The following is a 21,703-nucleotide window of genomic DNA, read 5'->3' as shown; positions in this document are numbered from 1 at the left end:
CGTCTGATGTGCCGGCACCTGGCGTGGCTCGGGCAGCCGCGCACGCTGGCCGCGCTGGTGCTCGAGCCGCCGTCGTCCCTGCTGGTGCAGTCCTACGCCCCCCGCCGGCAGCGGTACGGCACGGTGAACGCCGACGGCTGGGGCGTGGGCTTCTGGGCCGACGGCCGTCCGGAACCGGCCCGCTGGCGGTCGGCGCAGCCGTTGTGGGGGTCGGCGTCCTTCGCCTCGGTCGCGCCCGCCGTCTCGGCCCGCTGCGTGCTGGCCGCGGTGCGCTCGGCGACCGTGGGGATGCCGATCGAGGAGGCGGCGGCCGCCCCGTTCACCGACGGTCGCTGGCTGCTCTCGCACAACGGCCGGGTCGACCGGGCGGTGCTGCCCCCGGCCCGGGACGCCGAGTCGGTGGTGGACAGCGCGCTGCTGGCCGCGCTGGTCTTCTCCCGCGGCATGGCGGCGCTCGGCGAGACCGTCCGCGAGGTGGGGGCCGCCGACCCGGCCGCCCGGCTCAACCTGCTCGCCGCCGACGGCACCCGCCTGCTGGCCACCACCTGGGGCGACACCCTGTCGGTGCTGGCCACCGACGAGGGGACGGCGCTGGCCAGCGAGCCGTGGGACGACGACCCGCGCTGGTCCGACGTCCCCGACCGGACGCTCGTCGAGGTCACCCCCGACGGCCTGACCCTGACCCCCCTCGAGGCATCGGAGCCCGCATGACGTTCACGCTCACCGACCACCTCGGCCCGGTCGACGCCGGCGCTGCGCTCGCCGCCGACGCACGCGCCGGCCTGACGGCGAGCCCGAAGACGCTGCCGCCCCGCTGGTTCTACGACGAGCGCGGCAGCGAGCTGTTCGACGAGATCACCCGGCTGCCGGAGTACTACCCGACCCGCGCGGAACGGGCCCTGCTGGCCGAGCGCGCCGCGGACGTCGCCGCGGCCACCGGCGCCGACACGCTGGTCGAGCTGGGCAGCGGCACGTCCGAGAAGACCCGGCTGCTGCTCACCGCGCTGGCCGAGGCCGGCACCCTGCGCCGCTTCGTGCCGGTCGACGTCGACCCCTCGGTGCTGCGGGCGGCCGGTGCCCAGATCACCGCGGCCTACCCGGGGACGGCGGTCGACGCGGTCGTCGCCGACTTCACCGTGCACCTGGGCGACCTGCCACAGGAGGGCCGCCGGCTGGTCGCCTTCCTGGGCTCCACGATCGGCAACCTCGAGCCCGGGCCGCGGGCGGCCTTCCTCTCCTCGCTGGCGGCGACCCTGCGGCCGGGGGACTCGTTCCTGCTCGGCACCGACCTGGTGAAGGACCCCGATCGGCTGGTCCGCGCCTACGACGACGCCGCCGGGGTCACCGCGGCGTTCAACCGGAACGTGCTCGCGGTGCTGAACCGGGAGCTGTCGGGCGACGCCGACCCGGCCGCGTTCGAGCACGTCGCGGTCTGGGACCCCGAGCACGAGCGGGTCGAGATGCGGTTGCGCTCGACCCGGGACCAGGTCGTGGACCTGGCCGCGATCGGGCTGGCGGTGCCCTTCACTGCCGGGGAGGAGATGCGCACCGAGGTGTCGACCAAGTTCCGCCGGGCCCGGGTCGAGCAGGAGCTGGCCGCCGCGGGCCTGCGGATGACGCACTGGTGGACCGATGAGGCCGGCGACGTCGCGGTCTCCCTGTCGGTCCTGGCGTGACCCCGTGCCCACGGTGAGCGGCCTCCCGCACGAGGACCTCGGCGACACCTGGCGCGCCGGCCGCCTGCGGCCGGCCGCCGTGCACCTGGACCACGCCGCCTGCAGCCGGCAGAGCACCGCGGTGCTCGACGCCGTCGCCCGGCACGCCCGGCACGAGGCCGAGCTGGGCGGCTACGTCGCCGAGCAGGCCGCCGAGGGGCTGCTGCAGCAGGGCCGCTCGGTGCTGGCCGGGCTGGTCGGGATGGCCGCGGCCGACCTGGCCTTCACCGAGAGCGCGTCGGCGTCGGTGCGCACGCTGGTCTCCCGCTGGCGGCTGGCTCCCGGTGCCCGGGTGGCCGTCCTGCCCGGGGAGTACTGGCACAACGCCGCCACGTTCGCCGACGCCGGGCTGACGCCGGTGGTGCTGCCCGCCGACGCCCTGGGCCGGGCCGACCTCGCCGGAGTCGAGCGGGCGCTGCGCGACGACCCGCCGGCGTTCGTGCACGTCACCCTCGTGGCCAGCCACCGCGGCGTCGTCCAGCCCGGCCGGGAGGTCGCCGCGCTCTGCCGGGCCGCCGGCGTCCCCCTGGTGCTGGACGTCGCGCAGGCCCTGGGCCACGTCGACTGCGACCTGGGCGCGGACGCGGCCTACGGCACGTCCCGCAAGTGGCTCGCCGGGCCTCGCGGCGTCGGCTTCCTCGTCCTGCGCCCGGCGGTCAGCGGACAGCTGACCCCGCTGGTCGGCCCGGAGCTCTACGACGACGACCGCACCGGCGTCGACCACGCTCGCTGGTACGAGTCGCACGACGCGCACCTGGCCGGCCGGGTCGGCCTGGTCGTCGCCGTCGGCGAGCACCTGGCCGCCGGCCCACAGCGGGTCCGCGAGCGGCTTGCGGCGCTGGGCCGCGCCACCAGGGAGCGGCTCGACGGCCGGGGCGGGTGGCAGGTCACCGAGCCGCTGGACGAGCCGACCGCGATCACCACGCTGCGACCCCCGGACGGCGTCGACGTCCGTCAGGTGGTCGCCCGGCTCCGCACCGAGCACAGCGTGCTGACGACGGCGGCCGGCCGGGAGCGGGCACCCGGTGAGCTCACCGGCGCGGTGCTCCGGGTCTCCCCGCACCTGGACTCGACCGTCGAGCAGCTGGACCTGCTGGCCACGGCACTGGCGCACTGATCCCTGCGGGCCGGATCTGGACCGGGTGCATCCAAGACCGGGGGTGGTCAGGAAGTACGGGATGACAGTCCACCCCAACGGAAGGAACGTCACCGTGAACAAGACCCGCCCGATCGCCCTGACCGTCGGCGCCACCGGCGCGTTCGCCCTGCTCTTCGCGGCCACCCCCGCGCTGGCCGACTCGCACACCGCGACCCTGTCGGTCCTGCACGCCATCCCGGAGACCCCGGTCGACGTCTACGCCAACGGCGAGCGGCTGATCGACGACTTCGAGCCCGGCACCCTTGCCGGCCCGCTCACCCTCCCCGGTGGCGACTACGACCTGGCGCTCTACCCGGCCGACGCCGAGGACGCCTCCGGCGAGCCGCTGCTGCAGGCGATGGACGTATCGGTCCCGGCCGGCGCCAACGCCACGGTGACCGCCCACCTGACCGAGGCCGGCGAGCCCGCCCTCACCCCGTTCGTGAACGACACCTCGGCCGTGCCCGCGGGCGAGGGCCGGCTCACCGTGCGCCACGTGGCCGCGGCGCCCGCCGTCGACGTCCGCGCCGGTGGTGAGGTCATCATCGACGGGCTGGTCAACCCGAACGAGGAGTCCGTGACCGTCCCGGCCGGCTCCGTGTCCGCCGACGTGGTCGTCGCCGGTACCGACACCGTGGCGATCGGCCCGGCCGACGTGACGGTGGCCGAGGGTGCCAACACGATCGTCTACGCGTGGGGGTCGGCCGACGCCGGCTACGAGCTCGCCACCCAGACGGTCCAGGCCGGGGCCTCCGCCCCGACCGGCGTCCCCGGCGGCTCGGCGGGTCTGGCCGCTGACGAGGGCATGCCGGCGCCGCTGGTCGGCCTGACCGTGGCCGGCCTCGCCGGTGCGGCGTTCGCCGGCCGCAAGTACGCCACCAGCCGGGTCTGACCCGACCGAGAACAGAGGCACCCACCGTGCGCAGCTCCGCCGTCGTGTTGGTCCTGGGCCTCGTCCTGGCGATCGGGACACCGATCACCTGGGCGTTGACCCGGCCCGACACGACGGCGGGCACCACGGTCCGGTCGCCACGCTGATCGGATCAACTCCTGATCCGGAACAGGTGCATCCGCAGCTGCGGGTGGGCAGTAAGTACGAGATGACAGTCCACCCCAACGGAAGGAACGTCACCATGAACAAGACCCGCCCGATCGCCCTGACCGCCGGCGCCACCGGCGCGTTCGCCCTGCTCTTCGCGGCCACCCCCGCGCTGGCCGACTCGCACACCGCGACGGTCTCGGTGCTGCACGCCATCCCGGAGACCCCGGTCGACGTCTACGCCAACGGCGAAGAGCTCATCGCCGACTTCATGCCCGGCACCCTCGCCGGCCCGCTCACGCTGCCCGGCGGCGAGTACGACCTGACGGTCTACCCGGCCGGCGCGGACCCGGAGACCGCCGAGGTCGCGGTCAGCCTCGACGACGTGGAGATCCCGGCCGGCGCCGACGCCACCGTGGTAGCCCACCTCACCGAGGCCGGCGCCCCGGAGCTCACCCCGTTCGTGAACGACACCTCGGCCGTGCCCGCGGGCGAGGGCCGGCTCACCGTGCGCCACGTGGCCGCGGCGCCCGCCGTCGACGTCCGCGCCGGTGGTGAGGTCATCATCGACGGGCTGGTCAACCCGAACGAGGAGTCCGTGACCGTCCCGGCCGGCTCCGTGTCCGCCGACGTGGTCGTCGCCGGTACCGACACCGTGGCGATCGGCCCGGCCGACGTGACGGTGGCCGAGGGTGCCAACACGATCGTCTACGCGTGGGGGTCGGCCGACGCCGGCTACGAGCTCGCCACCCAGACGGTCCAGGCCGGGGCCTCCGCCCCGACCGGCGTCCCCGGCGGCTCGGCGGGTCTGGCCGCTGACGAGGGCATGCCGGCGCCGCTGGTCGGCCTGACCGTGGCCGGCCTCGCCGGTGCGGCGTTCGCCGGCCGCAAGTACGCCACCAGCCGGGTCTGACCCGACCGAGAACAGAGGCACCCACCGTGCGCAGCTCCGTCGTCGCGATGGTCCTGGGCCTCGTCCTGGCGATCGGGACACCGATCACCTGGGCGTTGACCCGGCCCGACGCGACGGCGGGCACCACGGTGGAGCAGGCGATCGACGCGCCATCGCCCTCGGCGGTGCCGCCGTCGCCCGCACCGTCGGCGGCACCGTCCCCCTCCGGGGCGGTGCCGCCGACGGTGCCTGCACTCGACCTCCCACCGGTGCCGATCCGGGATGCGGCGCCGACCGTGGCCGCGCCGGTCCCGCCGCCGGTCCGGCTGAGCCTGCCGGCCCAGGGCGTGACCGCCCCGCTCGATGCGGTCGGCGTCTCCCCGGACGGCCAGATGGAGTTGCCGGAGGACGTGGACCGGGTCGGCTGGTACCGCTTCGGGCCCGTCCCCGGGGACGACGGCTCCGCGGTGCTCGCGGGGCACGTCGACGACCGGGAGCAGGGGCTGGGCGCCCTGGCCCCGCTGCGCACCACGGAGGTCGGCGACGTCGTCGTGGTCACCGGCGCGACCGGTGCGGAGACCAGGTGGCAGGTGGTCTCCCGGGAGCTGATCACCAAGCAGGTCCTGCCGCTGGACTCGATCTTCAATCGCGAGGGGCCTCCGCGACTGGTGTTGATCACCTGTGGTGGCCCGTTCATCCCCGAGCTCCGCAGTTATCGCGACAACGTGGTCGTCGTTGCCGAACCACTCCCATGAGCCTGCTGGCCGTCCGGCTGCCGCCCCTGGGTACGGTCGCTGACGTGCCCACCACCCAGGGTTCGGTGCAGCAGAGCGCCGAACCCGATGACAGTGAGGTCGCCCGGCGCTTCGTCGACGGCGACGAACAGGCCCTGGCCTGGGCCTACGAACGATGGGCGGCGCAAGTGCACGGCATGGCGGTGCGGGCCTTCGGTCCGGGCCCCGACGCCGAGGACGTCACCCAGCAGACCTTCATCTCGGCGTGGACCGGGCGTTCCCGCTACCGCCCCGACCAGGGGCCACTGCCGGCCTGGCTGGTGGGGGTGTGCCGGCACAAGATCGCCGACACCTGGGCCAAGCGGGAGCGGCAACGTCGGTCGACCGAGGCGGCCGCGAGCGAGGCCCGCTCGGCACCGACCACCGGCCCGGGCAGCGAGCTGGCCACCGAGGTGGCCGACCGGGTCCTCCTGCTGGGCGAGTTGAACCGGATCGGCCAGCCACAACGAAGCATCATCGAGCTCGCGTTCTTCGAGGACCTGACCCATGCACAGATCGCGGCACGCACCGGCATCCCGCTGGGCACCGTGAAGAGCCACATCAGACGCACCCTGGAGCGCCTGCGAGACCGGTTGGAGGTGGACGGTGCAGCACTGCGATCCTGACGAGTTGGCGCTGGCCGCCCTCGGCGAGCAGGCGTCGCCCGAGTGCGCCGCGCACCTGGCCGACTGTGCCGAGTGCCAGCGGGAGGTCGCGTCGCTCCGGCGCAGCGTCGACGTCCTCGCCGTCCCTGCGCTGGCCGCGCCCAGTCAGGCGATGGCCCCACCCCCACAGGTGTGGGCGGCCATCGCCGCTGCGACCGGGGTCGCGGTGTCCCCTCGTCCGGCCGAGATGGAGGCCGGACTGTTGCGTGGGATCCCCATGCCCACGCCGACCGAGGTCGAAACGGACGTTCCCGGATCGGCTGGCTCCCCTCCGGCAGGGGCGACCGTCATGCCCTTCCGGTCGAGGTCCGATCGGCGGCCGGCGACCCGGTGGCTGCCGCTGGCCGCCGCCGTGCTCGTGGGTGGCCTGATCGGCGCCGGGGCGGTCGCGGTCACCCAGGACGGTGCCGGCGGTGCCGTGGTGGCCCAGACCGGGCTCGATCCGCTGCCGGAGCAGGTCGCATCGGGAACCGCGGAGGTCCGGGAGCGCGGCGGGGTCCGGGAGCTGCAGGTCGACCTCGACGTGCCGACGCTGGACGGCTCCTACTACGAGGTGTGGCTGCTGCAGGCCGATGCCCAGCGGATGGTGCCGGTCGGCATCGTCCAGCAGGGCGCCACCGTGCTGCGGCTGCCCGACGGCATCGACCTCGCCGCCTTCCCGCTGGTCGACGTCTCGGTCGAGCCGCTCGACGGCGACCCGACGCACTCCGGCGTCTCGGTGGTCCGCGGAGAGCTCTCCACCTGACCCCGGCGCCCGCTCAGCCGCGCGGGGCCTGCATGCGCTGCGACACCCGCCGGTGGACGGCGAGCTGCTCCTCGAGCCCGGGGTGCACGATGGCGCCCTCGGAGACCACGAAGCGCCCCGCCACGACGGTGTGCCGGGCGGACACCGGGCCGCAGCGCAGCCAGGCCTCCACCGGGTCCGACAGCGCGCCGGCGAACCGGACGCCCTCCAGTGACCAGACGGCCAGGTCACCGCAGGCACCGACGGCCAGCTCCCCGATCTCGCCGGCCCGGCCCAGGCAGGCGGCGCCCCCGCGGGTGGCGATCTCCAGCGCGTCCCGGGCCGACATCGACGCGGCGCCGTGCCGGAGCTTGCCCTGCAGCATCGCGGTGCGGGCCTCCAGCCAGAGCGACGCGGAGTCCGCCGACGCCGACCCGTCGACGCCCAGCCCGACCGGCGCGCCGGCCGCCCGCAGCTCTGCCACCGGGGCGAGACCGCTGCCCAGGATCATGTTCGACGAGGGGCAGTGCGCTGCCCCGACCCCGGCCGCGCCGAGCCGGGTGACCTCCCCGGCGTCCGGCCAGACCACGTGCGCGAGCCACGTCCGGTCGGTCATCCAGCCGACGTCGGCCAGGTGGTCGACCGGGCGCCGGCCGAAGGTCTCCAGGCAGAAGGCGTCCTCGTCCTCGGTCTCGGCGAGATGGGTGTGCAGCCGGACGTCGAGGGACTCGGCCAGCTCCGCCGTCCGGCGCATCAGGTCGGGGGTGACGCTGAACGGGGAGCACGGCGCCAGCGCGATCCGGGTCATCGCGGTGGGCGACGGGTCGTGGTGGGCCTGCACCAGCCGCTGCGAGTCGGCCAGGATCTCGTCGTCGTCCTGCACCACCGAGTCCGGCGGCAAGCCGCCGTCCTTGACGGACAGCGACATCGAGCCGCGGGTGGGCGAGAACCGGACGCCGAGCTCCCGTGCCGCGGCCACCTCCGCCGAGATCAGGTCGCCGGCGCCGCGCGGGTGCACGTAGAGGTGGTCGGTCGAGGTCGTGCCGCCGGAGAGCGCCAGCTCGGCCAGCCCGACGTACGCGCTGACGTACGCCGCCTCCTCGTCCAGCCGGGCCCACAGCGGGTACAGCGTGACCAGCCAGTCGAACAGCCCACCGGTGAGCGCGGGGGCGTAGGCGCGGGTCAGGTTCTGGTACAGGTGGTGGTGGCTGTTCACCAGCCCGGGGGTGACCAGGCAGCCGCGGGCGTCGACCCGCCGGACGGCGGCCGGCTGCGGGTCGCCCGGGCCGCCGAGGCCGCTGACCACGCCGTCGGTGATCGCCACCCACCCTCCGGCGAGCTCGCGGCGGGCGTCGTCGACGGTGGCGATCAGCTCGGCGTCGTGCACGAGCAGGTCAGCGGTCTGCACCCAGCGCATCCTGCCGCCTGGACGTGTCCGGCGTGTGTACGAGCCACGGGCGTCGCGGGTGCGGTCGACCGCCACGTGGCGATGACCCGCGCCACGCACAGCTCGTCGTCCTCACCACCACGGGACCGCCGAGAGTGACCCAGGTCGCATCGCCGTCATCACCCCGTGACACGGCCGGGCTACCGTGGCCGTCCCCCACCGATGAGGAGCCCCATGGACTTCCTGCAACCGGTCACCTGGGCGGAGGCGCTGGAGGCGAAGGCCGCCCATCCCGACGCCGTGCCGATCGCCGGGGGCACCGACGTGATGGTGGGCCTCAACTTCGGCCACCTCCGCCCGGCGCTGCTCCTCGACCTCACCCGGATCGCCGACCTGCGCGACTGGCAGGTCGCTGACAGCGCGGTCCGGCTGGGGGCGGGGGTCAGCTACGCGCGCGTGATCAGCGAGCTCGGCGACCGCCTGCCGGGCCTGGCCATGGCCTCCCGCACCATCGGCTCCCCGCAGATCCGCAACCGGGGCACGGTCGCCGGCAACCTCGCCACCGCCTCACCGGCCGGCGACGCCCACCCCGCGCTGCTGGCGGCGGGGGCCGAGGTCGAGGTGGCCTCGGTGCGGGGCACCCGCCGGATCCCGATCGACGACTTCTACACCGGGGTCAAGCGGAACGCGATGGACGGCGACGAGCTGATCACCGCCGTCTCCGTCGTCCCGCCGAGCGGCCCGCAGCAGTACAGCAAGATCGGCACCCGCAACGCGATGGTCATCTCCGTCGCCGCGTTCGGCCTCGCCCTGCACCCGGACCGCCGCGCGGTCGGCACCGGCATCGGCTCGGCCGCGCCGACGCCGCGCCGCGCTCCCGCCGCCGAGGAGTTCCTGGCCGGCGAGCTCGACAGCAGCGGCCTGTGGGAGTCCCGGGCCGAGCTGCCGGAGGCGACCATCGCCCGCTTCGGGGAGCTGGTCGCCGCCGCGGCCGCCCCGATCGACGACGTCCGCGGCAGTGCCCGTTACCGCGTCCACGCACTGTCCGTGATGGCCCGCCGCGCCCTGACCTGGGCCTGGGCCGACCACCGCTCCGCGACCCAGGAGGCCTGACGTGCGTCTGACCTGCACCGTGAACGGCACCGAGCAGCACGTGGACGACGTCTGGGAGGGCGAGAGCCTGCTCTACGTCCTCCGCGAGCGGATGGGCCTCCCCGGGTCGAAGAACGCCTGCGAGCAGGGCGAGTGCGGCTCCTGCACCGTCTACCTCGACGGCCTGCCGGTCTGCGCCTGCCTGGTCGCCGCCGGCCAGGCCGAGGGTCGGCAGGTCGGCACCGTCGAGGGGCTGGCCGACCCCGAGGCGCTGCACCCGGTGCAGCAGGCCTTCCTGGACGCCGGCGCCGTCCAGTGCGGCTTCTGCACGCCCGGGCTGCTGGTGGCCACGCACGACCTGATCGCCCGGCACGGACGGCCCAGTGACGCCGAGACCCGCGAGGCGCTGGCCGGCAACCTCTGCCGGTGCACCGGCTACGAGAAGATCCTGGACGCCGTCCGGCTCGCCGCGGACCGGATGGCCGAGCCCACGGCAGGGGGAGACCGATGAGCACGCCGACCCGCACGCCGACCGGGGCACCGGAGCACCTGACCGGGCCGGGCAGCGGCGGGGTCGGCGACGACGCCCAGCGGCCCGACGGCGTCCTCAAGGTCCGCGGCGAGTTCGCCTACGGCAGCGACCTGTGGATGGCGGACATGCTCTGGGGGGTCACCCTGCGCAGCCCGCATCCCTATGCCCGGATCCGCTCGGTCGACACCAGCGCGGCGCTGGCCACCCCCGGCGTCTCCGCGGTGCTCACCTCCGACGACGTGCCCGGGGAGAAGGTCTACGGGCTCGAGCTGGCCGACCAGCCGGTGCTGGCCCTCGACGTCGTCCGCTACCAGGGCGAACCGGTGGCGCTGGTCGCCGCCGACCACCCGGAGACCGCCCGACTGGCGGCCGGCCGCATCCACGTCGACTACGACGTGCTGGAGCCGGTCACCGACGCGCGCACGGCGCTGGGGCACCCGACCTGGAACCAGGTGCACGACTCCACCGCCGAGGTCACCGAGCTGAGCCGGGAGAGCGCCCACCTGCACCCGGAGGGCAACCTCGTGCGGCACCTCAAGGTGCGCACCGGTGACCCGGCGCCGACCGCGGACGTCGTCGTGGTGGGCGAGTACGAGGTCGGCATGCAGGACCAGGCCTTCCTCGGCCCGGAGGCCGGCCTCGCCGTGCCGGCCGAGGACGGCGGCGTGGAGCTGCACGTCGCCACCCAGTGGCTGCACGTGGACCAGAAGCAGATCTGCGCAGCCCTCGCCCTGCCGCCCGAGCAGGTGCGGCTGACGCTGGCCGGCGTGGGCGGCGCCTTCGGCGGCCGCGAGGACCTGTCGATGCACGTGCACGCCTGCCTGCTGGCCCTGCGCACCGGGCGCCCGGTGAAGATGTCCTACAACCGGGAGGAGTCCTTCTTCGGCCACGTGCACCGCCACCCGGCGACCATGCGCTACGAGCACGGCGCCACCCGGGACGGCGAGCTGGTCTACGTCAAGGCGGCGATCTACTTCGACGGTGGCGCCTACGCCTCCAGCACCCCGGCCGTGGTGGGCAACGGCGGGACGATGGGGATCGGCCCCTACGTCGTCCCCAACGTGCACGTCGACTGCTACGGCGCGTACACGAACAACCCGCCGTGCGGGGCGATGCGCGGGTTCGGGTCGGTGCAGACCGCCTTCGCCTACGAGTCGCAGATGGACGCCCTCGCCGCCGAGCTGGGCATGGACCCGGTGGAGCTGCGCTGCCGCAACGCGATGGAGGAGGGGTCGGCCACCCCCACCGGCCAGGTGATCGACAGCCCGGCCCCGGTCGCGGAGCTGCTGCGCCGGCTGGAGGCCATGCCGCTGCCTGCCGCGTCCGGCGACGGCGAGGTCGACCTGCGCGACATGCCCGGCGGGGTCTCCAACACCACCCACGGGGAGGGCGTCCGGCGCGGGGTCGGCTACGCCGTGGCGTACAAGAACGTCGCCTTCTCCGAGGGCTACGACGACCACTCCACCGCCCGGGTGCGCCTGGAGGTGGTCGGCGGCGAACCGACCGCGACCGTGCACACCGCGGCGGCGGAGGTCGGCCAGGGGCTGGTCACCGTGGAACAGCAGATCGCCCGCACCGAGCTCGGGGTGGAGCGCGTCGTCGTGCACCCCAAGGACACCAGCGTGGGGTCGGCCGGCTCGACCTCGGCGTCCCGGCAGACCTACGTCACCGGCGGGGCGGTCAAGGCCGCCTGCGAGAAGGTGCGCGCCCAGGTGGTCGCCCGGGCCGAGCGACTGGTGGGACGGACCGTTCCCGACCTCCGGCTGGCCGGTGGTGCCGTGGTGTCCGACAGCGAGGACATCACCGTCCCGCTGGCCGACCTGCTGGGCGACGACGTGCTGGAGGAGACCCTCGAGTGGCGGCACCGCCCCACCGAGGCGATCGACCCGGAGACCGGCCAGGGGTTCGCGCACGTGCAGTACGCCTTCTCCGCGCACCGGGCCGTGGTGGACGTCGACACCGAGCTCGGGCTGGTCAAGGTGGTCGAGATGGCCTGCACCCAGGACGTCGGCAAGGCGATCAACCCGCAGGCGGTGGTCGGCCAGATCCAGGGCGGCACCGCGCAGGGGCTGGGGCTGGCGGTGATGGAAGAGATCCTGATCAAGGACGGCAAGGTGCGGAACCCGTCGTTCACCGACTACCTGATCCCGACCATCCTGGACATGCCGCCGATGCGCATCGAGGTCCTCGAGTACGCCGACCCGCACGCCCCCTACGGCCTGCGCGGGGTCGGCGAGGCACCCAACATCTCCTCCGGCCCCGCGGTGCTCGCCGCCATCCGCGCCGCGACCGGCCTCCCGCTGACCCGGGTGCCGGTGCGACCGGAGCACATCACCGGCACCTGACCAGCCCCGTCAGCCGGCCCGACCGTCGAGCAGGGAGCGGACGGCGGGCGGCAGTTCGCCGGTCAGCGAGCGGGGCCCGACCAGCCGGCCCGCCTCGGTCGGGTCGACGCCGAGCGAGCCCAGCACCTCCAGCGCCGGGACGTCGGGCAGCGCGTCGAACCAGCGGCGTCCCAGTGCGGCGCGGCCGGCGGCGGTGGGTCGCCCCCACAGCCGCAGCCGGGCCATCCCGCCGTCCGGGAAGACGTCCATCCGCACGCTGCTCACCCCGGTCTCCCCGTCCAGGACGAACCGGTGCCGGGTGTCCGGCTGCAGCCGGGTGCGGGGCAGCAGCACGACCTCCGCGCCGTCGGCGGTGCGGCCGGTGAGCGAGGCGGTGCCCGGGGCGTTGCCCAGGAACCAGGAGGTGTCCAGTTCGGCGAGGGTGACCACGCCGTCGCAGGCCAGGTCGACGTCGACCCAGTCGTTGCCCCCGCCGCGGCGGCGGGCGTTCTCCCAGCCCTCCCCCATCGACCGGGCCGTCCCGCGGCCGATCAGCTGGTGCGGGCTGCCGTAGTGGGCGTTGCTCACACCGGTGACCCGCCCGCCGTTCTCCAGGGCGGCCAGGTCGAACGGCCCGGCGTCCACCAGTCGCGGGTCCGGGACGACGGTGCCGTGCACCCGCAGCCGGGCCACCCCGCCGTCGGGGTGGATGGACAGCCGAACGTGCGTGTACCGCCGGTCGGAGTCGACGGCGAAGGCGTTGGCGGCGTCCCCCGCGAGGTCCGACAGCGGCAGCAGCGGCTGCCAGTCGGCTCGGGTCAGCTCCTCGACCGACGGGTGGCCCTCGACCGCAGCGCCCTCCAGCGAGGCCTGCGGCGGGTAGTTGCCGGTGAAGAACGCGGTGTCGACGACGACGCCGGCCACGATCCCCGGCGCCCCGAGCCGCACGATCGCCCAGTCGTGCCCGGGGCTGCGCCGGCGGCGCGTCTCCCAGCCGTCGTACTCCTTGCCCTTGTGCCCGAACTCGGTGCGCGGCACGGCCGGGTGCGGCAGCACCAGGTTCTCCCGGGCGGCGAAGAACTCGTCGTTCGCGGCGACGACGGCGCCGCCGAGGTCACGACGGGCCAGGTCGGGGAGGGCGAGGAAGGCGGGGTCGGTCATCGGGCTCCAGACGGATCGGGACGGACGCGGGTCACTGTGACACGGCGCGGGCCCGTCACCCCTCCGATCGCTCGAGCAACCGGCCGAGGGGAGCCGCCCCGTCGACCAGCGGCTGCCCGCGCAGCCAGGTCCGGCGGACCACCCCGGTCAGCTCCCGCCCCGCGTACGGCGTGACCGGGCTGCGGTGGTGCAGCTGCGCCACCCGCCACGGCTCGTCGGGGGCGAACGCCACCAGGTCGGCGTCCTTGCCCACGGCGATCGCCCCCTTGCCGGTCAGCCCGGTCAGCCGCGCCGGCGCGGCCGCCATCCACCGGACGACGTCGGCGAGGGAGAACCCCCGCGCCCGGGCCCCGCTCCACACCACCGGCAGGGTCACCTGCAGCCCGGCGATCCCGCCCCAGGCCAGCGCGAAGTCGCCGACGTCCAGCCGCTTGAGCTCCGGTGTGCACGGCGAGTGGTCGCTGACCACCAGGTCGATGTCGCCGTTGGCCAGCGCGCGCCACAGCGCCTCCCGGTGCTCGGCCTCCCGGATGGGCGGGCAGCACTTGAACGACGTGTCGCCGTCGGGCACCTCCTCGGCGCTGAACGTCAGGTAGTGCGGGCAGGTCTCGACGGTGATCCGCACCCCCTCGGCCCGGGCGGCCCGCAGCATCGGCAGCGCACCGGCATCGGCCAGGTGGACGACGTGCACCCGGGCGCCGGTGTCCCGGGCAGCGGCGATCAGCCGGCCGATCGCGGTCTCCTCCGCCGCACCCGGCCGCGAGGCGAGGAAGTCGGCGTAGCTCCGCCCGCCGGGCTGCGGGGCGGCGGTGATCACGTCGTCGTCCTCGCAGTGCGCGATGAGCAGCCCGTCGACGGCGGCCAGCTCGGTGAGCGCCGCCCGGAGGCCGGCGTCGTCCAGCGGCGGGAACTCCGGCACCCCGGAGTCCAGCAGGAAGCACTTCACGCCCACCGCGCCGGCGGCGAGCAGCCGTGGGAGCTGGCCGGTGTTGCCGGGCACGGCGCCACCCCAGAAGGCGACGTCCACGCTGACCTGCCCCTCGGCCGCCGCGCGTTTCACGTGCAACGCCTCGACGTCGACCGTCGGCGGGACCGAGTTCAGCGGCATGTCGACGATCGTGGTGATGCCCCCCGCCGCCGCGGCCCGGGTCGCCGAGGCGAAGCCCTCCCACTCGGTGCGCCCGGGCTCGTTGACGTGCACGTGGCTGTCGACCAGCCCGGGCAGCAGCACCTCGTCCTCGGCGAGGGTGACCACCTGGCCGTCGACCTCACCGAAGCCGGTGACGGCGACGATGACGCCGTCCTGCACGTGCACCGCAGCCGACCGCTCCCCGTCGGGCAGCACCACCCGCCGGGCCCGCACGACGAACGACCCGCTCACCGCGTCACCTCCGCCAGCTCGTCGACCGGTCGCGGCGACACCGACGCCAACCGGGTCACCGCGTCGTGCAGCTCGTCGCCCCACGCCGTCCCCACCCAACCGCCGGGCAACGGCAACCGCACGGCGTCGACCCCGGTCGCCACCTCGGGCCACGCGTCGCCGATCGACACCGTGGAGACGTAGGCCCTGGGGGCGACCGGCGGCAGCCAGGCCGGCGCCCCGGGCCCCAGGCCGATCGCGGTGTGCACCAGCGGACGACCGTCCCGCTCGACCCGGGTCGTGCCGGTCCAGCGACCGGGCTCCTCGCCCACCCGGCCGAGCAGCACCTGCTCGGTGGCGGTCAGCTCGCCGCCATCGGCCAGCTGCGCGTGCAGCTCGGCCCGGTGGTCGGCGCGCGCGGTGACGACGGTCGGCTCCGGCGCCAGCTGAAGCACGCCGGCGACCTCGGCGCGCACCACCTGCCGCGACGGCGGAGACTCCCCCCGGGCGGGCAGCACGACGGACGCGGCCACCGTGTGGACGCTGAGCCGGGCGCCTGCCTCCACGACGAGCCGGATCTCCACGTCGTCCCCGCCCAGCGGGCCGAAGGCCGTGGCGACCAGGTGCACGGAGGCAGCGCCGGTGCGCCGCACCGCCAGCTGCCCGCTGGTGCGCACGATCGGCAGGGTCGTGCGCCCCCGCGCGTCGCACCGGGCGACCACCTCCACCCGCGTCCTCACGGCGCCGTCTGCAACGCCCTCGCGCGCACCTGCTCCCGCACCCACTCGGCGACCTCGGTCGCCGCCGGGTCCTCGCGCAGCGAGATCAGCAGCGTCGGCTTGTCCCCGCGGACGGCGGCGGAGTCGCGGCGCATCACCCCGAGGTCGGCGCCGACCAGCGGCGCGAGGTCGGTCTTGTTGACCACCAGCAGGTCCGAGGCGGTCACCCCGGGCCCGCCCTTGCGCGGCACCTTGTCCCCGCCGGCGACGTCGACCACGAACACCTGGACGTCGACCAACCCGTAGCTGAACGAGGCGGTCAGGTTGTCACCGCCGGACTCGACGAAGACCAGCTCCAGCCCTGGGTGCCGGGATTCCAGCAGCTCCACGGCGTCGAGGTTGGCGGTGATGTCGTCGCGGATCGCGGTGTGCGGGCAGCAGCCGGTCTGCACCGCCTCGATCCGGTCGTCGGGCAGTACGGCGTTGCGGCGCAGGAAGTCGGCGTCCTCGGTCGTGTAGATGTCGTTGGTGACGACGGCGAGGTCGTACTCGGCGCCCAGCGTGCGGCACAGCGCGGCGGCCAGGGCGGTCTTGCCCGAGCCGACCGGCCCGCCGAGGCCCACCCGCAGGGGGCCGCCGTGCCGGTGCTCGGGGGTGTACGGGTCGACGTAGTCGTCGATCCGGTGGTCAGGCGGCATGGGCACTCCTGGTCGGGGTCATGAGGCGAAGAAGCGGTCCGCGCGGGCGGCGTGCACCTCGGCGAGCAGGTCGAGGAGGGGGTCGGTGGCGGCAGGCAGTGCTCCGGCGGAGGCGTCGGCCACCTCGTCGACCTCGGGGGCCAGCCGGGCGGTCACCGCGGCCACGGTGATCGGGTCCATGGCCAGCAACCGCTGGGCGGCGGTGGCCGGGCCGCTGATCGAGAGGTAGGCAGCGGCGTGCGCGGCGTCACGCGGGGTCAGCCCGCCGGTGGCCGCGGCGATGCCGAGGGCCAGCGGGTGGTGGGGTTGGGTCGGCAGCGCGGCCCACGCCGGGTGCGGCCAGGCACGGCTGCCGACCCGCACCAGCCCCCGGCCCTGCTGGCGGGAGGCGGCCCGCAGCGCCGGGGAGGGCGTACGGGCATCCGCCTCCGCGTCCAGCGCACCGAGCGCGGCCACCGGGTCGGCGTCGTCCACCGCCCGGCACGCGGCCGCGGCCAGCCCGGCGGCCACCGCGCCCGAGGTGGTCAACCGCCGGCGCAGGAAGACCGCCAACGAGCCCGGGTCGGCGAGCACCCCGGCCGCGATGGCCTGTTCCACGCCGCCGGAGTGGGTGTGTCCCCCAGCGGGCAGTCGCGAGTCGGCGAGGGTCAGCAGCGCAGCCGTCATCAGAACAGGGAGTAGCGCTGGGCCATCGGCAGCTCGGCGACCGGCTCGGGCTCCCACACCTCGCCGTCGATCGCGACCGTGAACGTCTCGGGGTCGACCCGGATGTCCGGCAGCGCGGTGTTCTCCGGCATGTCCGCCTTGCCCAGCCGGGTGGTGTCGGCGACCGCGACCAGCCGCCGGTCGACGGCCAGCCGGTCGGCCAGCCCGGCCTCCAGCGCGGCCGGGGCGACGAAGTGCACCGAGGTCTGCGCCGGCACCCGGCCGTACGCGCCGAACATCGGCCGCGGCAGCACCGGCTGCGGCGTCGGGATCGAGGCGTTCGCGTCGCCCATCTGCCCCCAGGCGATCATCCCGCCCTTGAGCACGACGTGCGGCCGGACGCCGAAGGTCCCCGGGTCCCAGAGCACCAGGTCCGCGAGCTTCCCCGGCTCCACCGAGCCGACCTCGCCGTCGATCCCGTGCGCCACCGCCGGGCAGATCGTGTACTTGGCGACGTACCGGCGGGCCCGCAGGTTGTCGGCCGCGCCGTCGCCGGCCAGGGAGCCGCGGCGGCGCTTCATCACGTGCGCGGTCTGCCAGGTGCGCATCACGACCTCGCCGACCCGGCCCATCGCCTGGGCGTCGGAGCCGATCATCGAGATCGCGCCCAGGTCGTGCAGCAGGTCCTCGGCGGCGATCGTCGTGGGCCGGATCCGGCTCTCGGCGAAGGCGAGGTCCTCGGGCACGGAGCTGTCCAGGTGGTGGCAGACCATGAGCATGTCGAGGTGCTCGTCGAGGGTGTTCACCGTGTGCGGCCGGGTCGGGTTCGTGCTGCTGGGCAGCACGTTCGCCGCACCCGCGACGGTGATGATGTCCGGCGCGTGCCCGCCCCCGGCGCCCTCGGTGTGGTAGGCGTGGATGCTCCGGCCGGCGATCGCGGCCAAGGTGTCCTCGACGAAACCGGCCTCGTTCAGGGTGTCGGAGTGCAGGGCCACCGGGACGCCGTTGCGACCGGCCACGGTGAGCGCGGCGTCGATCGCGGCCGGTGTGGAGCCCCAGTCCTCGTGCAGCTTGAACCCGCTGGCGCCGGCCCGGAGCTGCTCCTCCAGCGAGTCGACCGAGACGGTGTTGCCCTTGCCCAGCAGCGCGACGTTGACCGGCATCCCGTCCATCGCCTCGAGCATGCGGGCCAGGTACCAGTCGCCCGGGGTGATGGTGGTGGCCTTGGAGCCCTCGGCCGGCCCGGTGCCGCCGCCGATCATCGTGGTGATGCCCGAGCCGATCGCCGTCGGCACGATCTGCGGGCAGATGAAGTGCACGTGACAGTCGATGCCGCCGGCGGTGAGGATCTTGCCGTTGCCGGCCAGCACCTCGGTGCCCGGGCCGATGACCAGGTCGGGGTGGACGCCGTCCATCGTGTCCGGGTTGCCGGCCTTGCCCAGCGCGACGACCCGCCCGGCACGGATGCCGACGTCGGCCTTGACGACCCCCCAGTGGTCGAGCACGACCGCACCGGTGATGACCAGGTCGGGGGCACCCTCGGCACGGGTCGCCCGGCCCTGACCCATCGACTCGCGGATCACCTTGCCGCCGCCGAACACCGCCTCCTCACCGGCCAGACCCGGACCACCGCAGCGGTCCTCGGTGACCTCGATGAGCAGGTCGGTGTCGGCCAGCCGGATCCGGTCGCCGACCGTCGGGCCGTAGAGCTGGGCGTAGCGCTCCCGGGACAGCTGCACCATCAGGCCAGCCCGCCTTCCGCAGTGAGCCCGGGGACGACGCGGGCGCCGGCCAGCGGGACGAGGATGACGGTGCGCTGGATGCCGGGCTCGAACCGGACGGCCGTGCCGGCGGCGATGTCGAGCCGGTGACCGTGCGCCGCAGCCCGGTCGAACGCCAGCGCCCGGTTCGCCTGGGCGAAGTGGAAGTGGGAGCCGACCTGGACCGGCCGGTCGCCGGTGTTGTGCACCGCCAGCTCGATCCGCGGCACGCCGGGCAGCGTCTCGATGACGCCCTCGGCCGTGATGACCTCGCCGGGGATCACGAGATCGGGTGGTGGACCGTCACCAGCTTCGTCCCGTCCGGGAAGGTCGCCTCCACCTGCACCTCCTCCAGCAGCTCCGGGACGCCGTCCATCACGTCGTCCCGGGTCAGCACGGTGCGGCCGGACTGCATCAGGTCGGTGACCAGCTCGCCGTCCCGGGCGCCCTCGAGCACGTGGTCGGTGACGATCGCGGTCGCCTCGGGGAGGTTGAGCCTCAGACCCCGGGCCTGACGGCGGCGGGCGAGCTCGGCGGCGTAGCTGAGCATCAGCCGTTCCTGCTCGTGCGGGGACAGCAACACGGGCGTCGTCCTCCTGACGTCGGCGAGCCGGCGGAGTCAGGAACTTAGCGGGCCCGTGTGACGGTCCCGTTGCGGGGACTTGTGCACTGCGATTCCTCGGCTCTATGGTTCGCTACATGAGTAATGAACCAGTGAGCGTGCCGGGTCGTGCGCCTCGGTGAACGAGGACGCCGGGCCGATCTTCCGGCAGGTCGCCACCCAGCTCGAGGACGCGATCGTCGACGGCTCCCTCGCCGAGGAGAGCCAGGCGCCCTCGTCCAACGAGCTGGCCGCCTTCCACCGCATCAACCCCGCCACCGCCGCCAAGGGCCTGAACCAGCTGGTGGCCGACGGGGTCCTCTACAAGAGACGAGGAGTCGGGATGTTCGTCGCCACCGGCGCACGGGAGCAGCTGCTCAAGCGGCGCCGCAGCGAGTTCGCCGAGCAGTACCTCACCCCCCTGCTGGCCGAGGCCGACAAGGTCGGCATCAGCATCGCCGAGATCGTCCAGCTGCTGCGCGAGCGGGGAGGCCGGTCGTGACCGCCGCCGCCACGCTCCTGGGCGTCACCATGCGTTTCCGGGGGCACACCGCGCTGACCGACGTCTCCACCACGCTGCAGGCGGACACGATCACCGGCCTGCTCGGCCGGAACGGCGCCGGCAAGACCACGCTCATGCAACTGCTCACCGGCCACCGCGTGCCCACCGCAGGCCAGGTGACCGTGCTCGGTGCAGCGCCGTACGAGAACGACGGCGTGCTGAGCCGCATGTGCTTCATCAAGGAGGGCCAGCGGTACCCGGACCACTTCCGCGTCTGTGACGCCGTCTCCGCGGCCGCCCACCTCTACCCGAACTGGGACCAGCCACTGGCCGACCAGCTGCTCACCGACTTCGACCTGCCCGGCAGACGGCCGATCAAGAAGCTGTCCCGGGGGATGAACTCGGCCGTCGGCATCGTCCTGGGCCTGGCCTCACGTGCACCGGTCACGCTCTTCGACGAGCCGTACCTGGGCCTGGACGCCGTCGCGCGCCAGCTCTTCTACGACCGCCTGCTGGCCGACTACGCCGAACACCCCCGCACGATCCTGCTCTCCACGCACCTCATCGAGGAGATCAGCGACCTGCTCGAGCACGTCCTGCTCATCGACCGCGGCCGAGTCCTGCTGGATGCGGACGCGGAGACGCTGCGCTCCACGGCGCTGACCGTCACCGGCCCGGCGGCCCAGGTGGCCACCTTCGGCGCCGGCCACGCTGTCCTGCACCAGGAGTCGATGGCCGGCCAGACCCGGGCGATCGTCCGGACGGCGACGGCGACGGCCCGACAGGAGGCCACGACCCTCGGCCTGGCCGTCGAGCAGACGTCGATCCAGCGGCTGGTGGTCGCCATGAGCCTCGCCGCGGCGCAGCCCGCCACACCCTCGACTCTCGACCGCGCCACTCTGCAGGGAGCCCACCGATGAACCGTGTCCTCGGCGCCGCCCGCCTCCAGCTCATCAACCCACTCCTGTCCGTCGGGATCGGCTGGGCGATCGTCGCGCTCGCCTTCGTCGTGAACCTGGCGATCTGGGGCGTCGGTGACCTGGACACCAGCGCGAGCGACTCCAACACCGGCGGTCTGGCCGCGCTGTACATCACGGTGCTGGTGACCTACATCCAGGCGGTGACCATGGTGTTCCCCCTGGCGATGGGGCTCAGCCTCAGCCGTCGGGTCTTCTACCTGGGGACGGCGCTGGTCGCCGTCGTCCAGGCGGTCGTCTTCGGCATCGCCCTGGCCGCGCTGACCGCGGTCGAGAACGCCACGAACGGCTGGGGCGTCGGACTGGAGTTCTGGGCCCCCGGAGCCGTGGACGTCGGGAACCCGGCCCTGCAGGTCGTCGTCTTCGCCGTCCCGATGATGGCCTTCGCCTTCATGGGGATCGGCTTGGGCGTGCTCTACAAGCGCTGGGGGGCGACGGGCATCTACGCGCTGACGGCCGCCCTGATCGTGGGGACCGGTGCCCTCGTCGTACTGCTCACCTGGCGCCGGGCCTGGGAAGAGCTGGGGGCCTGGCTGGCCGACCGTTCGGTCGAGTCCTTCGCCATCGGCCTGCCCGCGGTGGCCGCCCTCGCGCTCGCCGCGCTGGCATACCTGGGGCTGCGACGCGCTGTCCCTTGATCACCGAGCAACAACCGACGGCCGGCCCGCTCTTGGCGCGCCGGCCGCTCGGCGTCCTGTGCGTCCGATAACTCGTCTGACGAATCAGGGCACCACCATCGGGGTCTCGCGCTGGACCAACGACCTGGAGCCCCGGGCATCTCCTCGGCGCCAGGTACCGCTGATGGAGTGGGGCGACAGCCGGCGCTCGACCGCCAGTGGCATGAGGGATGCAGTGGGATTGGCGACAGCCGACGTGTCCTTCTCGGTACAGAAGGCACACCGGCCGGCGTGGCCCAGGTCGACCTCTCCCGGAAATGCAGGAACGGGGCCACAGCCGTAGCTGTGACCCCGTCCTGGGAGTTATGTCCGGCGGCGTCCT

At 74.4% G+C, this 21,703-nt stretch carries 23 protein-coding genes; 14 read left to right on the top strand and 9 right to left on the bottom strand.

Annotated features, from left to right (window positions below; genetic code table 11):
• Window positions 1-6 precede the first annotated feature (6 nt).
• From egtC to O2V63_RS19620, 8 genes are all read left to right on the top strand, one after another.
• Window positions 7-711: an ergothioneine biosynthesis protein EgtC gene (egtC, locus tag O2V63_RS19655; RefSeq protein WP_269169166.1), complete on the top strand. Its 705-nt coding sequence runs from the start codon at window positions 7-9 to the stop codon at window positions 709-711.
• Window positions 708-1,676: an L-histidine N(alpha)-methyltransferase gene (gene egtD / locus O2V63_RS19650; RefSeq protein WP_269169165.1), complete on the top strand. Its 969-nt coding sequence runs from the start codon at window positions 708-710 to the stop codon at window positions 1,674-1,676. Before egtC ends, egtD begins: the two co-directional genes overlap by 4 nt.
• Before the next feature lie 13 nt (window positions 1,677-1,689).
• Window positions 1,690-2,832, top strand: coding sequence for an ergothioneine biosynthesis PLP-dependent enzyme EgtE (gene egtE / locus O2V63_RS19645; protein WP_269169164.1), 1,143 nt, complete (start codon window positions 1,690-1,692; stop codon window positions 2,830-2,832).
• Between the two features lie 61 nt (window positions 2,833-2,893).
• Window positions 2,894-3,745: a DUF4397 domain-containing protein gene (locus tag O2V63_RS19640; RefSeq protein WP_269169163.1), complete on the top strand. Its 852-nt coding sequence runs from the start codon at window positions 2,894-2,896 to the stop codon at window positions 3,743-3,745.
• A gap of 241 nt (window positions 3,746-3,986) precedes the next feature.
• Window positions 3,987-4,805 (top strand): DUF4397 domain-containing protein, encoded by an 819-nt coding sequence (locus O2V63_RS19635; RefSeq protein ID WP_269169162.1) that lies wholly within the window; start codon window positions 3,987-3,989, stop codon window positions 4,803-4,805.
• A 26-nt stretch (window positions 4,806-4,831) separates the two neighbouring features.
• A complete protein-coding gene (locus O2V63_RS19630) occupies window positions 4,832-5,539 on the top strand; it encodes a class F sortase (RefSeq protein WP_269169161.1) in 708 nt (235 codons plus the stop codon).
• 44 nt (window positions 5,540-5,583) lie between these two features.
• Entirely contained in the window at window positions 5,584-6,183 is a 600-nt protein-coding gene (locus tag O2V63_RS19625; protein ID WP_269169160.1) for an RNA polymerase sigma factor, read from the top strand.
• A complete protein-coding gene (locus O2V63_RS19620) occupies window positions 6,164-6,967 on the top strand; it encodes an anti-sigma factor (protein ID WP_269169159.1) in 804 nt (267 codons plus the stop codon). Before O2V63_RS19625 ends, O2V63_RS19620 begins: the two co-directional genes overlap by 20 nt.
• A 13-nt stretch (window positions 6,968-6,980) precedes the next feature.
• Here the strand turns inward: O2V63_RS19620 and O2V63_RS19615 are convergent, their stop codons facing one another.
• Window positions 6,981-8,354, bottom strand: a complete 1,374-nt coding sequence (locus O2V63_RS19615; protein ID WP_269169158.1) for an 8-oxoguanine deaminase — start codon at window positions 8,352-8,354, stop codon at window positions 6,981-6,983.
• 213 nt (window positions 8,355-8,567) lie between these two features.
• Between O2V63_RS19615 and O2V63_RS19610 the strand changes: the two genes are divergently transcribed.
• From O2V63_RS19610 to pucD, 3 genes are read left to right on the top strand one after another with little or no spacing between them, the layout of a single operon-like run.
• Window positions 8,568-9,446 carry an FAD binding domain-containing protein gene (locus tag O2V63_RS19610; RefSeq protein WP_269169157.1) on the top strand — a complete coding sequence of 293 codons (879 nt, stop codon included), beginning with the start codon at window positions 8,568-8,570 and terminating at the stop codon, window positions 9,444-9,446.
• A gap of 1 nt (window position 9,447) precedes the next feature.
• Window positions 9,448-9,936: a (2Fe-2S)-binding protein gene (locus O2V63_RS19605; RefSeq protein ID WP_269160998.1), complete on the top strand. Its 489-nt coding sequence runs from the start codon at window positions 9,448-9,450 to the stop codon at window positions 9,934-9,936.
• Window positions 9,933-12,302 carry a xanthine dehydrogenase subunit D gene (gene pucD / locus O2V63_RS19600; protein ID WP_269169156.1) on the top strand — a complete coding sequence of 790 codons (2,370 nt, stop codon included), beginning with the start codon at window positions 9,933-9,935 and terminating at the stop codon, window positions 12,300-12,302. The genes O2V63_RS19605 and pucD overlap by 4 nt, the downstream gene beginning before the upstream one ends.
• Window positions 12,303-12,311: 9 nt before the next feature.
• Here the strand turns inward: pucD and alc are convergent, their stop codons facing one another.
• From alc to O2V63_RS19560, 8 genes are read right to left on the bottom strand one after another with little or no spacing between them, the layout of a single operon-like run.
• Entirely contained in the window at window positions 12,312-13,442 is a 1,131-nt protein-coding gene (alc, locus tag O2V63_RS19595; RefSeq protein WP_269169155.1) for an allantoicase, read from the bottom strand.
• Window positions 13,443-13,497: 55 nt separating this feature from the next.
• Window positions 13,498-14,823: an allantoinase AllB gene (allB, locus tag O2V63_RS19590; RefSeq protein ID WP_269169154.1), complete on the bottom strand. Its 1,326-nt coding sequence runs from the start codon at window positions 14,821-14,823 to the stop codon at window positions 13,498-13,500.
• A complete protein-coding gene (locus tag O2V63_RS19585; RefSeq protein WP_269169153.1) occupies window positions 14,820-15,479 on the bottom strand; it encodes an urease accessory protein UreD in 660 nt (219 codons plus the stop codon). The genes allB and O2V63_RS19585 overlap by 4 nt, the downstream gene beginning before the upstream one ends.
• A gap of 59 nt (window positions 15,480-15,538) precedes the next feature.
• Window positions 15,539-16,219, bottom strand: a complete 681-nt coding sequence (gene ureG / locus O2V63_RS19580) for an urease accessory protein UreG (RefSeq protein ID WP_269169152.1) — start codon at window positions 16,217-16,219, stop codon at window positions 15,539-15,541.
• A gap of 18 nt (window positions 16,220-16,237) precedes the next feature.
• Entirely contained in the window at window positions 16,238-16,885 is a 648-nt protein-coding gene (locus O2V63_RS19575) for an urease accessory protein UreF (RefSeq protein WP_269169151.1), read from the bottom strand.
• A complete protein-coding gene (locus O2V63_RS19570) occupies window positions 16,885-18,606 on the bottom strand; it encodes an urease subunit alpha (protein WP_269169150.1) in 1,722 nt (573 codons plus the stop codon). Before O2V63_RS19570 ends, O2V63_RS19575 begins: the two co-directional genes overlap by 1 nt.
• Window positions 18,606-18,908, bottom strand: coding sequence for an urease subunit beta (locus O2V63_RS19565; RefSeq protein ID WP_269169149.1), 303 nt, complete (start codon window positions 18,906-18,908; stop codon window positions 18,606-18,608). Before O2V63_RS19565 ends, O2V63_RS19570 begins: the two co-directional genes overlap by 1 nt.
• On the bottom strand, window positions 18,905-19,207 hold the full coding sequence (locus O2V63_RS19560; RefSeq protein ID WP_036339584.1) for an urease subunit gamma: 303 nt from the start codon (window positions 19,205-19,207) through the stop codon (window positions 18,905-18,907). Before O2V63_RS19560 ends, O2V63_RS19565 begins: the two co-directional genes overlap by 4 nt.
• 157 nt (window positions 19,208-19,364) lie before the next feature.
• Between O2V63_RS19560 and O2V63_RS19555 the strand changes: the two genes are divergently transcribed.
• Genes O2V63_RS19555 through O2V63_RS19545 form a run of 3 tightly spaced genes read left to right on the top strand, consistent with a single transcriptional unit; the run spans window position 19,365 to window position 21,342 of the window.
• Entirely contained in the window at window positions 19,365-19,727 is a 363-nt protein-coding gene (locus tag O2V63_RS19555) for a GntR family transcriptional regulator (protein WP_036339582.1), read from the top strand.
• Window positions 19,724-20,647: an ABC transporter ATP-binding protein gene (locus O2V63_RS19550; protein WP_269169148.1), complete on the top strand. Its 924-nt coding sequence runs from the start codon at window positions 19,724-19,726 to the stop codon at window positions 20,645-20,647. The genes O2V63_RS19555 and O2V63_RS19550 overlap by 4 nt, the downstream gene beginning before the upstream one ends.
• Window positions 20,644-21,342 carry a hypothetical protein gene (locus O2V63_RS19545; protein ID WP_269169147.1) on the top strand — a complete coding sequence of 233 codons (699 nt, stop codon included), beginning with the start codon at window positions 20,644-20,646 and terminating at the stop codon, window positions 21,340-21,342. Before O2V63_RS19550 ends, O2V63_RS19545 begins: the two co-directional genes overlap by 4 nt.
• The last annotated feature ends 361 nt before the right edge of the window (window positions 21,343-21,703 follow it).

The sequence above is a fragment of the Modestobacter sp. VKM Ac-2977 genome (genome assembly GCF_026968045.1).
Classification (GTDB): Bacteria; Actinomycetota; Actinomycetes; order Mycobacteriales; family Geodermatophilaceae; genus Modestobacter.
The sequence above is the reverse complement of the archived record's forward strand: the minus strand, read 5'-3'. Positions and strand labels throughout refer to the sequence as shown.